The organism is Rhodococcus sp. 15-649-2-2, from assembly GCF_002258645.1.
Classification (GTDB): Bacteria; Actinomycetota; Actinomycetes; order Mycobacteriales; family Mycobacteriaceae; genus Rhodococcoides.
Genome location: NZ_NPFM01000017.1, coordinates 115,424 through 129,254, shown reverse-complemented (window position 1 = coordinate 129,254; position 13,831 = coordinate 115,424). Strand labels below are relative to the sequence as shown.

13 protein-coding genes and 1 tRNA gene are annotated in these 13,831 nt (G+C 64.3%); 7 read left to right on the top strand and 7 right to left on the bottom strand.

From position 1 onward, the window contains the following. Positions 1–123: 123 nt before the first annotated feature. Positions 124–213, bottom strand: a tRNA-Ser gene (locus CH305_RS09930). Positions 214–258: 45 nt separating this feature from the next. Continuing rightward, the gene (locus CH305_RS09925; RefSeq protein ID WP_052065233.1) at positions 259–702 is read right to left on the bottom strand and encodes a MarR family winged helix-turn-helix transcriptional regulator; all 444 of its coding nucleotides are present in this window, start codon (positions 700–702) and stop codon (positions 259–261) included. 146 nt (positions 703–848) lie between these two features. On the opposite strand from CH305_RS09925, the gene mgrA reads away from it, so the two are divergent. Continuing rightward, positions 849–1,883 carry an L-glyceraldehyde 3-phosphate reductase gene (gene mgrA / locus CH305_RS09920; protein WP_094703554.1) on the top strand — a complete coding sequence of 345 codons (1,035 nt, stop codon included), beginning with the start codon at positions 849–851 and terminating at the stop codon, positions 1,881–1,883. Positions 1,884–1,918: 35 nt separating this feature from the next. After that, a complete protein-coding gene (locus CH305_RS09915) occupies positions 1,919–2,908 on the top strand; it encodes an NAD(P)H-quinone oxidoreductase (protein ID WP_094703629.1) in 990 nt (329 codons plus the stop codon). A 71-nt stretch (positions 2,909–2,979) separates the two neighbouring features. Here the strand turns inward: CH305_RS09915 and CH305_RS09910 are convergent, their stop codons facing one another. Next, entirely contained in the window at positions 2,980–4,185 is a 1,206-nt protein-coding gene (locus tag CH305_RS09910; protein ID WP_032381109.1) for a cysteine desulfurase-like protein, read from the bottom strand. Between the two features lie 217 nt (positions 4,186–4,402). Here CH305_RS09910 and CH305_RS09905 point away from each other — a divergent pair, with 217 nt between their 5' ends. From CH305_RS09905 to CH305_RS09885, 5 genes are all read left to right on the top strand, one after another. Then, positions 4,403–4,984, top strand: coding sequence for a bacterial proteasome activator family protein (locus CH305_RS09905; protein ID WP_094703553.1), 582 nt, complete (start codon positions 4,403–4,405; stop codon positions 4,982–4,984). A 105-nt stretch (positions 4,985–5,089) separates the two neighbouring features. After that, entirely contained in the window at positions 5,090–5,926 is an 837-nt protein-coding gene (locus CH305_RS09900; protein WP_165430239.1) for an ABC transporter permease, read from the top strand. A 16-nt stretch (positions 5,927–5,942) separates the two neighbouring features. Then, complete coding sequence (locus CH305_RS09895) at positions 5,943–6,743, top strand: ABC transporter ATP-binding protein (RefSeq protein ID WP_179278256.1); 801 nt, start codon at positions 5,943–5,945, stop codon at positions 6,741–6,743. Further along, on the top strand, positions 6,736–7,638 hold the full coding sequence (locus tag CH305_RS09890; protein ID WP_037152879.1) for a glycosyltransferase: 903 nt from the start codon (positions 6,736–6,738) through the stop codon (positions 7,636–7,638). Before CH305_RS09895 ends, CH305_RS09890 begins: the two co-directional genes overlap by 8 nt. 51 nt (positions 7,639–7,689) lie before the next feature. Continuing rightward, on the top strand, positions 7,690–8,553 hold the full coding sequence (locus CH305_RS09885) for a TylF/MycF/NovP-related O-methyltransferase (protein ID WP_094703551.1): 864 nt from the start codon (positions 7,690–7,692) through the stop codon (positions 8,551–8,553). Here CH305_RS09885 and CH305_RS09880 read toward each other — a convergent pair whose 3' ends face one another. From CH305_RS09880 to CH305_RS09865, 4 genes are all read right to left on the bottom strand, one after another. Continuing rightward, positions 8,554–10,446: a glycosyltransferase gene (locus tag CH305_RS09880; RefSeq protein WP_080734488.1), complete on the bottom strand. Its 1,893-nt coding sequence runs from the start codon at positions 10,444–10,446 to the stop codon at positions 8,554–8,556. It lies immediately after the preceding gene. 111 nt (positions 10,447–10,557) lie between these two features. Beyond that, positions 10,558–11,391, bottom strand: a complete 834-nt coding sequence (locus CH305_RS09875) for an alpha/beta fold hydrolase (protein ID WP_094703550.1) — start codon at positions 11,389–11,391, stop codon at positions 10,558–10,560. Next, positions 11,388–11,993: a TetR/AcrR family transcriptional regulator gene (locus CH305_RS09870; protein ID WP_094703549.1), complete on the bottom strand. Its 606-nt coding sequence runs from the start codon at positions 11,991–11,993 to the stop codon at positions 11,388–11,390. The genes CH305_RS09875 and CH305_RS09870 overlap by 4 nt, the downstream gene beginning before the upstream one ends. Beyond that, positions 11,990–13,777, bottom strand: a complete 1,788-nt coding sequence (locus CH305_RS09865; RefSeq protein WP_094703548.1) for an amidohydrolase family protein — start codon at positions 13,775–13,777, stop codon at positions 11,990–11,992. Before CH305_RS09865 ends, CH305_RS09870 begins: the two co-directional genes overlap by 4 nt. Positions 13,778–13,831 lie beyond the last annotated feature (54 nt).

Here is a 13,831-nt window from a genome sequence, read left to right as displayed (position 1 = left end):
AGGTATTACCCACTGAGCCGGGATCGATACCAGCCCGTCGGCCACGTCGTAGTCCGAGCTTCGACCGGGGCAAACAAACCCGGCCCACCCATGCGGGTGGACCGGGTTTCGACAACGAACATGTGGCGGAAGCGGAGGGATTTGAACCCCCGGACGCTTTTACACGTCTCTCGCTTTCAAGGCGAGTGCATTGGGCCGCTCTGCCACGCTTCCGTGTGCGATCTTAAACGGCTGGGCGGCCCGAGTCCCAATCGCCCCTCATCGTCGCGGTGCCGCGGCAGAGGTGTCCATTGCTGCGTCGACCTTCTCGAAGATGGTGCCGAGCACCTCGAGTTCCTCTGGAGAAAGCAGATCGACGAGATGTCGGCGCACACTGCGCACATGGGTGGGTGCCGCCTCCGCCAATCGTCGACGGCCCTCCTCGGTGATCACCGCGAGTACGCCTCTGCCGTCGTCGACGCAGGTACTGCGAGTGACCATGTCCTGAACCTCCATGCGCCTGATCTGATGCGTCAGGCGACTTCTCGAAGACAGGACACCGTCGGCCAGCTCGCTCATTCGAACCGAGCCGTCGACCGATTCGGACAACATCACCAGGATGCGGTATTCCGCCATCGACAGATCGTGGCCATCCTGCAAATCCTTGTTCAGTACCCCCATCAATCGTTGCCCGCCGTCCATGTAGGCGCGCCATGCTTTCATTTCCGCAGTGTCGAGCCACTGCGGGTCCCCCCCGGAACCAATGGCTAGTTCGGCCGTCACCCGTGACATCTTAGGCAAGAAATCTACCGACGAGTAGCTTGCACTGGTTGAATGTTCGATTCGAGTCCGAGACCTATGGTCGAGTTATGACAGATCCCAACATCGAACCGCCGTACGTTGCCGCAGCCGACAGATACGAGTCCATGCACTTCCGGCAAGTGGGATCACGCGGACCGAGGCTTCCGGCAATCTCGTTGGGACTGTGGCACAACTTCGGCGACGACGTTCCAGTGATGATCCAGCGCGCGATCCTGCGTCGCGCCTTCGATCTGGGGATCACGCACTTCGATCTGGCCAACAACTACGGCCCGCCCTACGGCAGTGCGGAGAAGAATTTCGGTCGCATCTTCTCGGAGGATTTTGCCGGCTATCGCGACGAGCTGATCATTTCGAGCAAAGCCGGCTGGGACATGTGGCCAGGCCCGTACGGCTTCGGTGGTTCTCGGAAATATTTGCTCTCTTCGCTGGACCAATCGTTGACGCGCATGCGCCTGGACCACGTCGACATCTTCTACAGCCACCGCCCCGACCACGACACCCCGATCGAGGAAACCGCAGGCGCGCTGATCAGTGCGGTTCAGCAGGGCAAAGCTCTGTACGCGGGCATCAGCTCCTACAAGCCCGAGGGGACGCAGAAGATGGCGGACCTGCTCGCCGACGCGGGTGTTCCCCTGCTGATTCACCAGCCCAGCTATTCGATGGTCAACCGCTGGATCGAGCCCGAACTGCTCGGCACACTCGACGCGATCGGCGCAGGCGTCATCGCGTTCTCCCCCTTGGCCCAGGGCATGCTCACCGACAGATACCTCGACGGTATTCCTGCGGATTCGCGCGCAGCACAGGGTAAGTCGTTGAACCCGGATTGGCTCACCGACGACCACATCGGACACCTCCGGGCTTTGAACGACATCGCCGCCGCCCGCGGTCAATCCCTCGCACAGCTCGCGCTGAGCTGGGCCCTGCGCGACCCGCGGGTGACGTCCGTCCTGATCGGCGCATCGAGCGTCGAACAGCTGGAGAACAACGTGGCCGCGCTGGACAACCTCGACTTCACCGACGACGAGCTGGCCCAGATCGACCAGCACGCCGAGGACTTCGGAATCAACCTCTGGGACCTGTAGGAGTGCCTGCGGCAGTGGTGGCGCACTATGGAGACATGCGTGCCATCACACTGAAAGAATTCGGCGACCCCGACGTCATGGAATGGACCGAGGTTCCCGACCCACGTCCGAGCCGCGGGCAGGTGATCGTCGACGTTTCGGCCACGGCCATCAACCGTGCCGATCTGATGCAGCGTCAAGGCAACTACCCGCCGCCCCCTGGTGCCAGCGACATTCTCGGCCTCGAATGCTCGGGCATCATCTCCGAACTCGGCGAAGGCGTCAGCGGGTGGAACGTGGGCGACAGAGTCTGCGCACTGTTGGCCGGGGGTGGCTATGCAGAGCAGGTCGCGGTGCCCGCCACTCAGCTGTTTCCGATTCCGCAGGGGCTCGATCTGCATGTGGCGGCGGCACTTCCGGAGGTCGCATCCACAGTGTGGTCCAACCTGGTGATGGATGGACACATGCGCTCGGGCCAGGTATTGCTCATCCACGGTGGTGGTAGCGGAATCGGTACGCACGCAATCCAAGTGGCCAAGCAGATGGGCGTCACCGTCGCGGTCACCGCCGGCTCGAAGTACAAGCTGGACATGTGCGCCGATCTCGGTGCAGACATCCTCATCGACTACAAGAACCAGGACTTCGTCACCGAGATTCGTTCACAGACAAAGGATCACGGAGCAGACCTGATCCTGGACAACATGGGCGCGAAGTACCTCGATCGCAATCTCGACGCCCTGGCCATGGACGGCACCGTCGTCACCATCGGGATGCAGGGCGGCGTGAAGGGAGAGCTGAACTTCGGCAAACTCCTCGCCAAGCGCGGATCGGTTCACGCTGCCGGGTTGCGCGGGCGCCCCGAGACCGGACCGTCGAGCAAGGCCAACATCGTCGCGGACATGACGGAGCACCTGTGGCCGCTGATCTCCGAGGGACGCGTCACTGCCGTCGTACACGCCGAGATCCCGATAACCCAAGCGGCGCAAGGGCATCGGATGCTCGACGAGGCCGAGACGATCGGGAAAGTGATCCTGCGAGTCCAGTGATGTGCGCCTGAGGTCGTGAGCGGAACCTCGTAGTGGGCTACGAGGTTTCGTGCACGTGCGGCGAAGCCGCTCTAGAGAGCGAGCGCGGTGAGCGCTTTGACGAGCTGATCGATCTCGTAGCGGGTGGTGTACGGAGCCAGACCGATGGAGACGGCACCACCCTCGTCGTTGACTCCGAGTGCGTCGAGCAGACGACTGCCGCCGTGGACTCCGCTGACGCTGCCGATTCCGGCCTGCGCGAGTTGCTCGGACACCTTCACTGCAGGCACACCCTCGACCGTGAAACTCACGGTGGGAACACGCGTGGGTGCATTGCCCAGCACCATGACGTGATCCAGTGAATTCAGCGCCTTCATCAAGTAGTCGAACAGCCCGTCGTGGTAGTACTGCAGCGATCCGATCGAGAGCTCGAGACGCTCACGACGGGTTCCTGTCGCGGCGTCGTCGAGATTGGCCAGGTAGTCGATGGAGGCCACCACACCGGCCAACAACGCGTACTGGTGACTGCTGACCTCGAGCCGCGCGGGCCCCTTGGCCGACGGGTTGAGCGACATCGACGGAAGTTGTTCCAGCAGGGTCGGATCGCGGAAGATCAGCGCGCCGACGGACGGGCCACCCCACGCAGCGGCATCGATCGCAACGACGTCGGCTCCGAGTTCCTTGATGTCGACGTGAGCGTACGGAGCAGCTCCGGCTGCGTCGACGACGATCAGTCCGCCCACCTCGTGCACCAGATCTGCTGCAACCCTGACATCGGGTGCGCTGCCGACGATCGGCGACGCCGCAGTGACCGCGACGAGCCTGGTGGTGGAGGTGATGAGTTCGTCGAACTGCCACGTGGGCAGCTCGCAGGTATCGATTTCGACTTCGGCCCATTTGACGTGCGCGCCGGTTCGGCTGGCCACCCGCAGCCACGGCGCAACATTGGCTTCCTCGTCCAAGCGCGAGAGCACCAGCCCGGTTCCCAGACCGAGCCGTGAGCTCATCGACTCGGCGAGCCACGACAGCAGCGTCGCGCGGTCCGGTCCGATGACGACCCCGGACGGATACGCACCCACCAGATCGGCAATCGCCACACGCGCAGATTCGAGCAGAGCTGCACTCCGCTTGGCTGCGGTGTTACCGGCCGAGTGGTTGGACGCGCTGTGCCGAAACGCCGTGGATACCGCGGTCGACACCCGATCCGGTATCAACATCCCCAGCTGAGGGTCCAGATGAATCCACCCGTCGCCGAGGGAGGGAATGGACCCTCTTACCCGCGCGACGTCGTACCCCATGCCGGACACTCTAAGCGCCGACCGGTGAAGCATGTGTTCCACGTCCCGTTTCGCCAGGGAACGGTTGCCCACTTCGCACGCTCGATCCCTCCCTGCTTCCACATTTGTCCGACGAGCCCCGGGCTGTTTTCTCGACGAACTACTGTTCCCGACGACCGAACCAGGATAATCGCCCCGGACGATCGCGCAACGACGAGCGACGCGTAAAGATGGATACATGACCCAATCCGAGTCGAACAGTGCCCCCGATGACCACGTCGTTGTGATCGGCCCCAACGGAGAACCGCTCGCCCTGAGCCGCGAGGAAGCGACGGCCGCAGCCGCCCGCGCCGCCGGATCGTCGGCGAACGAAGATTCTGACGACGGGTCGGGCCTGTCGGAGATGGTCGAGCAGCCCGCGAAGGTCATGCGCATCGGCACGATGATCAAGCAGCTGCTCGAGGAAGTGCGCGCCGCTCCGCTCGACGACGCGAGCCGGACGCGTCTGAGGGAAATCCACAAGTCGTCGATCCACGAACTCGAACAGGGACTCGCGCCGGAACTGCGTGACGAGCTCGAGCGTCTGGTGCTGCCCTTCGGAGACGACGTCATCCCCACCGACGCAGAACTGCGGATCGCGCAGGCCCAACTCGTCGGCTGGCTCGAAGGACTGTTCCACGGCATCCAGACGGCACTGTTCGCGCAGCAGATGGCCGCCCGCGCCCAACTCGAGCAGATGCGGCAGGGAGCGTTGCCTCCCGGTGTGATGCCCGCACCGGGTGGCGGCCACAGTGGCAGCGGTACCGGCCAGTATCTGTAGAAGGTGCGAGTGAAGCCTGCGGAATGAGCCAGGGCGTTTCGACGGGTAGTGTCGACCGTCGTGTCGGCACCAGCGAAGGATCCCGAGAGCGAGGCAGGAGAACAGATGCCTGCTCCGGTTTCGGACTCACAGACTTATCGGCGCGCGTTCGGCGATCTGCGAACCGGTTTCAATCAGCGCGAACTGTGGCTGCATCTCGGTTGGCAGGACATCAAACAGCGCTATCGACGGTCGGTGATCGGCCCGTTCTGGATCACCATCGCCACCGGCGTGCAGGCCATCGCCATGGGCCTGTTGTATTCGGTACTGCTGGACATCGACCTGCGCTCGTTCCTGCCGCACGTCACCGTCGGTCTGATCATCTGGAACCTGATCAGTGCCGCGATTCTCGAAGGCGGAGACGTCTTCGTCGCGAACGAGGGTCTGATCAAGCAGCTGCCGAGCGCGCTCAGTGTGCACGTGTATCGCCTGGTGTGGCGTCAACTGTTGCTGCTCGGCCACAACATGCTGATCTACGTGATCATCATCGCGATCTTCTGGCCCGAGGGTGGGCTGCACTGGACCGTGATCTTCGCGATCCCGGCGCTGGTGCTGATCCTGCTCAACGCCGTGTGGGTGTCCATCCTGTTCGGCATCATCGCCACCCGCTACCGCGATATCGCCCCGATTCTCGGCAGCTTCGTGACGCTGATGTTCTTCATGACGCCGATCGTGTGGACCACATCGGGCCTGCAGCAAATGGGCGGCGAGGCCGCGAATCGCGCCAAGCTCGTCGAGATCAACCCGCTGTTCCACTACCTCGACATCATCCGCGCCCCGCTGATCGGCGAGGATCAGCAGGCGTACCACTGGTACATCGTGCTCGGCTTCACCGTCGTCGGCTGGGCGCTGGCCATTCTCGCTCTCAAGAAGTATCGGGCCCGCGTGCCCTACTGGGTTTAGGGGTCAGCAGTTGTCCATCAGCATCAGTACCCATGACGCGTGCGTCGACTTTCCGATCTTCGACGCCAAGACGCGGTCACTGAAGAAGGCATTCCTCGGTAAGGCCGGCGGTGCCATCGACCGCAACTCCTCCGACGTCGTCGTCGTCGAAGCACTCAAGAACATCACGATGAACCTGAAGGACGGCGATCGCGTCGGACTGGTGGGTCACAACGGCGCGGGCAAGTCGACGCTGCTGCGACTGCTCTCGGGCATCTACGAGCCGACGCGTGGCAGCGCCACCATCCGCGGCCGCGTCGCGCCGGTGTTCGATCTGGGCGTCGGTATGGACCCGGAGATCTCTGGCTACGAGAACATCATCATTCGTGGCCTGTTCCTCGGCCAGACGCGAAAGCAGATGCTCGCGAAGATGGACGAGATCGCCGACTTCACCGAACTCGGCGACTACCTCGACATGCCGCTGCGTACCTACTCGACGGGTATGCGGGTGCGCGTCGCGATGGGCGTGGTCACCAGCATCGACCCGGAGATCCTGCTGCTCGACGAGGGCATCGGGGCCGTCGACGCGGAGTTCATGAAGAAGGCGCGTCATCGGCTGCAGCAGTTGGTGAAGCGCTCGGGAATTCTGGTGTTCGCCAGCCACTCCAACGAATTCCTGGCTCAGCTGTGCGATACCGCGATGTGGATCGATCACGGCCAGGTACGGCAGCAGGGCGGCATCGAGGAAGTGGTGCGGGCATACGACGGCAACGACGCGGGAGACCACGTCGCGCAGATCTTGAAAGAGATCGAGCGGGAAGACGCAGCCGGTGCCTGACCGGATCATCGGGGTCATCGTCACGCACAAGCGTCGTGAGTTGCTGGCTTTGTCGTTGGACGTGATCGGTGCTCAGACCCGTCCGCTCGATCACCTGGTCGTCGTCGACAACGCCGACGAGCCCGCTGTCCGCGAGTTGGTGGAGTCGACGGCCCTGCCGACGACGTACCTCGGCTCGCAGCACAATCTCGGCGGCGCGGGCGGGTTTGCCCTCGGCATTCTGTACGCGCTCTCGCTCGGTGCTGATTGGGTGTTTCTCGCCGACGACGACGGCCGCCCCGAGGGCCCGAAGGTGCTCGAGACTCTGTACGACTGCGCCCTCGCCCACGGCCTCGACGAGGTCTCCCCCGTCGTGTGCGACATCGACGATCCGGATCGGCTGGCGTTCCCGCTCCGCCGCGGCGTCGAGTGGCGCCGGCTGCGGTCGGAGTTGATCGACCCGGAGAATCCGGACGACGATCTCCTGGAGGGCATCGCGTCGCTGTTCAACGGTGCCCTGTTCAAGGCGTCGACGATCGATGCGGTGGGCGTGCCCGATCTGCGGCTGTTCGTGCGCGGCGACGAGGTGGAAGTGCATCGTCGGCTGCAACGCTCGGGCCTGAAGTTCGGCACGTGCCTCACCACCGCCTACGTCCACCCCAACGGGGCCGAGGAGTTCAAGCCGATCCTCGGTGGTCGGATGCACACGCAGTACCCGGAGGATGCGACCAAGCGCTATTTCACCTACCGCAACCGCGGTTACCTGATGTCGCAGCCCGGCATGCGAAAGCTGTTGCCGCAGGAGTGGATTCGGTTCACCTGGTTCTTCCTGATCACCACACGCAATCCCAAGGGACTGGCCGAGTGGTTCCGGCTGCGCGGGCTGGGGCGTCGGGAACACTTCCGCCGACCCTGACGCTGCCTCCAAGGGGTGCGCGCACCCACGTGATACCGCTACCGTGTGCCCATGACGGAACCTCGGAAGCTCGCGGATCGCATCAAGTCGTCGGCACGGGAGAAGCTGCAGCGGGCAATCGGCGAGGTTCTGGAGAAGCAGACGGCGCAGCTGGCCGAGCAGACCAGTGACCAGCAGGCGAAATTGCTCGACGTCCTCGAACGCCAGCGTCGTGAGATCGACGACCTGCACGCCTTCATCCGCGGTCTCGAGATGCGCATGCGTCGCGACATCCCCTATGCCTCCGACGTCGAAGCTGCCGCGCAGAGCGCCGAGTTCGCCGAAGAGATGATGCCGCAGGCCCCGACCTTCCTCCGGCCGCACGCCACGCTGCGCTTCGCGCTCGGCGAGGTCTCCATCCGCGGCATGGCCCTCGAATTCGGTGTTGCCAGCGGCACGACGCTGGAGATCATCGCCGAGGAGTTGGCGTCGCGCAAGGACATCACCGTCGTCGCGGGCTTCGACGTGTTCTCGGGCCTACCCGAGACGTGGCGTACCGGTTTTCCGAAGGGACTGTTCGAGCAGGAGAGCATTCCCGAAGTGCCGGGCGCGCAGATTGTGCCGGGATTGTTCGAGGAGTCTCTGCCGGGCTTCCTGAAGGGTCACCACGAGAAGCTGGCCTTCCTGCACCTCGACGCCGACCTGTACTCCTCGACGGTCACCGTGCTGGATCTGGTGGCCGATCGACTCGCCGTGGGCACCGTCATCGTGTTCGACGAGTACTTCAATTTCCCCGGCTGGCGCAACCACGAGTACCGGGCGTGGACGGAATTCGTCGCACGCACCGGCACCGAGTTCGACTACCTCGGCTACACCGCCGACAACGAACAGGTCGTCGTACGGATTCGCACGGCACCCAGGCTTCGATCGAACTAGCTACTGCCCGTAGAGGCGAGCCCAGTTCTCTCGGCTCGTCAGCTTCGGCACGGCGGCACGGTACGACGCGGCAACCGTCGGCGTCTCGGTGCGCAGACGCTTGAGTGCGGTCACCCCGCGCTTGAGCAGCTCGGACGCATGTGCCTTGTTGCGCTTGCGAACTCGGACGCCTTCTTGCGAGCGGTCGGTGACGATCGCGTGCGAGAACAGCGAGACGTGCCACCAGTGCGCGTCGTCGGCCGAGATGGCGACGGGGCCGGGGTTCACCGTCCCGCGCCACTGATTGAGCACTCGCTTGGCAAGCACGGCGAATTCCATGCTCTTCTTCGGGTGCGGGCCCGCAGGAGTGATGAACATGTCGGCCGGACGCACTCCGGGAACATCGTTTGCGTTGTGCCGCTTCGTTTCTCCGTAGGCAGCACGTTCGCGTCGGATGGAACCGGCGGCGTCCATACCGCCGTCGAGCAGATTGTCCGGGCCTGCCAAGAAGTCTTCGACGGCCTTGATCAGCGTGTACGCCATGCCGTACTGCATCGACACCAGGTAGCGGAGCAGGTCGGTGAAGAGTTGCTTCGCGAGCGTCTTACCGTCGAGTTCGATGTGCAGGGCGGCGGTGATCATGCCGTTGCGCAGGTTGAAGTAGCGATGCCACTCGTCCCAGTCCTTCCACGCGAAGTCGGCGTGCCAGACGGCCGCACCCGGGAGCGTGACGGTGGCGAATCCGTTTGCGCGAGAGCGGTATCCGTACTCGATGTCATCCCACTGGAAGAACAGTGGCAACGGGTACCCCACCTGTCCGACGATCTCGGACGGGATGAGGCACGACCACCAGCCGTTGTATCCGGCGTCGACGCGGACGTCCTGCTGGCGCTTGCGCTTGAACGCACTCTTGTCCGAGATCGCGTTCTTGACGTGGATTCCGGCTTCGAGCTTCTGCAGGTTCGCCACCTCGGCACCGACGTGCACACGGTCGGGGTGGAGCAGGTACAGCATCTGCGCGCCGATGATGGCGGGCTCGATGGTCATGTTGGCGAACGAGTTCATGCGGACGATCGCCTCGGGCTCGCACAGCACGTCGTCGTCCATGAAGATCACGTTGGCCGGATCGCCGCCCTTGCCCTGCACCTCGTACAGGCCACGGGTGAACCCGCCTGCGCCGCCGAGGTTGGGCTGGGTGATGTAGACGAGTTTGTCGCCGAGCTCGGCCGCCACGCGTTGGAACTTCTCACGCGTCTGCACCTGATCGGTGCCCTGATCGATCACGTAGACGTTGTCGACACCGAGCAGCGCAATCGGGTCGTCCGCCATCGCGGCAACGGTGTTGGCGCAGTCGTCGGCGCGGTTGAACGTGCAGATCACTACCGACGTGGGTCGCAGCTTCTCGGGAGCGGCGACGGTCCACTCCGCGTCCTGCACCGACAACTCACTCGACGTCGTGGTGAAGCGGACGTACAGCGCGCCGCCGTCGAGGAACTGCGTGGTGGCCACCGGAACGGCCAACTGAGTCGACGCGTTCGCGGAGTCCACCGTCGTGCTGGCCATCGTGCGCTCGTGGCCCTTGTAGTCGGTCGCAACCAGATCGACTCGGCCGGCACCGGAGACGTTCGCCTGGAAGACCACCTCGGTGACCGAGGTCCACCGCTGCCAGTAGCTGGCCGGGAACCGTCCGAAATAGCTGTTCGTGTGCAGCACGCTGCGCTTGCCGATCCGCGCGCCGGTGCGGGTGCGCTCGGCATTGCCCTTGCCGACGGAGCTGTACATATCGGCACTGACCAGGGGCGACGGGCCGTCGAACAGAAGTCTCTGAACAGTCAGCTCGGACCGGCCGTCACCGCCGGAAGAAGCGGACACATCCGATGCGGAGCCGAGACGATCGAGAGCAGTGCCGTCCATACCGAGAAATACCCCATCCAGTTCGAGTAGTGGCTCTGTGCGGCCGTGGAGAGAAGAAGACCACTGACCATGGTTGCACAGCCCGCGGTCGAACCGTCCGACGCTCGCCGTCTAGTCCGCTTCCTGCACCCTGGCCATCAGCACGCGAGCAGCATCGACCGGGTGTGTGTACGGCCACCAGTGGCCTGCGTCGACCTGGACGACGCGCAGGTCGGGGATCCATCGATCCAGACCGTCGGTGAGGTTCGGCGACAGCATGCGGTCGTGTGTAGGAGCCACCACGGTGGTCGGGACGGCGCACAACGGAGCAGGCCCGCGGAGCACACGCCGCAGCACGTTCGCCCGGTACAGGGCGATGCCGCGCTGCTGGTCCATCACCGTCGGGGTCGGGTCACCCTCGGCACCGAATCGCGCCAACAATGCCGGCACGCGGGTGCCCAGGACGGGCACGTGAAACCCGAAGACGTACCAGGACCGAGCGAGCTGCCCGATGAGCGAGGGCCAACGCTGCGGCCGGACCAGCCGCGCACGCGCCACCTGCCGCAAGTGATCCAGACTGGGCCCCGACACCGACATGTACGACGCGAAGGCGGTGGTTGCCCGAGGAGCGGCCATCGCCTCCCACATCTGGACCGACCCCCAGTCGTGGGCGAAGACGTGCACCTTGCCGGTGAGCCCCGGAATCGACTCGACCACCGCGAAGGCGTCCCGCGCCAGCTGCTCGATGGCAACGTCCGCCGCAGGCTCGAGCACGGCCGCTCCGCTGCCTCGCGTGTCGTAGGCGATCACCCGAACCGTGTCGGCGAGCTCGGCGATCAGCGGATCGAACACGTGATGATTGTCGGGATAGCCGTGCACCAGCAGTACCGTCGAGCGCGCGGACGGGTTTCCGTATTCGAATACGGGAAGCTCGGCACCGGACGTGCGTACCATCCAGCCGGTCATCCCGCGTCCATCAGGGCGTGCAGAGTGCCACCACGCAACAGGTGAGCAATCATTCTCAGCCGCATGGCCTCCTGCTCGGGCTGCGGATGCACCACGGCCGCCAACGCCTCACCGTCGAGTAGGTGCACCACGGTGAAGATCACCGTTTCCAGATGCCGAGGATCGATCACGCCGGCGACGGGCAGCGCGCGTGCGAGTTCGCCGATCTGCTCGTGATATCGAACAGTGAACGGCTGCAGCCTCTCTCGTAGCTCCTCGTCACTGCGGGCGGCGGTCAGCAGCTCGTACCAGGCCCCGTTGATCGGGGCACGGCACGCAGCCCTGAGCAGTTGGAGGCAGTGCTCGATCGATGCGCTCCCGAAACCGGACAGGCCACGGCGAAACTCGACGAACTGACGTCGGCGAACCTCGTCGGCCGCGGCGACGATCAGATCCAGCCTGGTGTCGAAGTGCCGAAACATGGCCCCGGACGACACCCCCGCGCGGCTGACTATCTCACTGACACTGGTTGCGGCGTAGCCCTTCTCGCACAACGATGCGATCGTCGCGTCGAGCAATTTTCCGATGGTCTCGGTGCGGCGCTGCTGTTGACTCGGACTCACACACGCTCCCGGCGTCGAGGAGCCGTGGCAGTGCCTGCCCGCAGGAAGCTACCCGCACGCTCCGACACGCCGAACCACGGCGCAAAGGTGCCGCTGGAGAACACTACTCGGCCCGCGACCAGGGTGGCGGTGACAGCGCGGTCGTTGCGATTGACCATTCGACTCAGGCCACCGAACTCCGGCATTGTCTCCTCGCGATAGGCCAGGACCTCCTCGTTCAGCCCCTCCGGGTCGATCACGACGATGTCGGCACGATCGCCCACCCGAAGGTGTCCGGCGTCGACACCGTAGAAATCGGCCAACTCGCCGCTGAGCTTGTGCACCGCCTTCTCGACGGTCATGAACGGCCGTCGATCGTTGCGTGCGTCGTGCACGCGGTGCAGCAACCGGATACCGAAGTTGTAGAACGCCATGTTCCGCAGATGAGCACCGGCATCGGAGAATCCCACAGTGACCCCGGGCTGGTTGATCAGCTTGTCCATCTGCCGCTTGCGATGATTGGCAACCGTTGTGTGCCAGCGCAGCTTTCGGCCGTGCTCGACCACCAGATCGAGGAACGCGTCGACTACGTGCACACCACGCTCGGCCGCGACCTCAGCGATGTTCTTTCCGACGACCGACGCGTCGGGACACTCGGTGATCTCGGCGTCGGCGAAGTCTCGATGCCAGACGCGTGAGCTGAACTTCTTCTCGAAATCGGCACGGAACCAGCGGCGGTAGGCCTCGTCCGAGAGCAACTCATTGCGGCCCAACTCTTCTCGTAGATGAAGAGCTGCGCGGCCGGAGCCGAACTCCTCGAACACCACGAGGTCGATGCCGTCGGAGTAGACGTCGAACGTGGTGGGCAGGTGCTGCCAGCGGAACTGCCCCTTGCCCGGCCCGTTGACCATCCGAGCCAGTGGACCGAAGACACGATGAATCCAGGGCGACGCCTTCGCGTCCGCCGCGGCGAGCAGCGAGATCTTGAGCGGAGTGCGGCCGATCCCGGTGGCCGAGGCGAGGAAGAACAGCATGTCGTACTTGGTGTTCAGGTTCGGGATGCTCTGCAACAGCCGCCCGCGTCGACGCAGAATCTTGTGGAGTGCACGGAACTCGCTCCACCGCGCGTACGAGGACGGCAACGACCGAGACCGGTACCGATCGCCGTCCAACTTGTCCCACGGGTTCGTCATGGTCGACATTCCGAGCAGCCCGGCATCGAGTGCATGCTCGAGCGCGTCGGACATGGCACGCCATTCCTCACGGGTGGGCTTCTGACTGCGATCGGTCGAGCGGTCCAGGCCCATCACGTGCGCGCGCAGATCCGAATGACCCACCAGCGCTGCGATATTGGGGCCGAGAGGCAGTCGCTCGAGCGCTGCGATGTACTCGTCGGGGCTGTTCCACGTCTTGTGCGTATCGACCGCTTTGAGCACATGATCGCGCGGCAGCGCCTCGACCCGACTGAACAGGTCTGCGATGTCGACCGGGGTGGAGTAGAGCGTCGACAACGAACAGTTCCCCAGCAGAACCGTCGTGACCCCGTGCCGGACGGACTCTTCGAGGCCCGGCCCGACGAGCACCTCGGCGTCGTAATGGGTGTGCACGTCCACGAAGCCCGGCGTGACCCACTTGCCGGTGGCATCGACCACCTCGGTCGTAGCGCCCGCCTCCAGCGGTGTGGCCGACACGGCCCGCACGACGCCGTCGACGATGCCCACATCCGCTCGCACTCCCGGGCCGCCGGATCCGTCGTACACGGTGCCGCCGGTGATGACGACGTCGAAAGGAATGTTCGCGTTCATGTGACCTCCGTCATAGGGTGTCGAAACACTAACTTAGAGAGTGATCACTCGCAA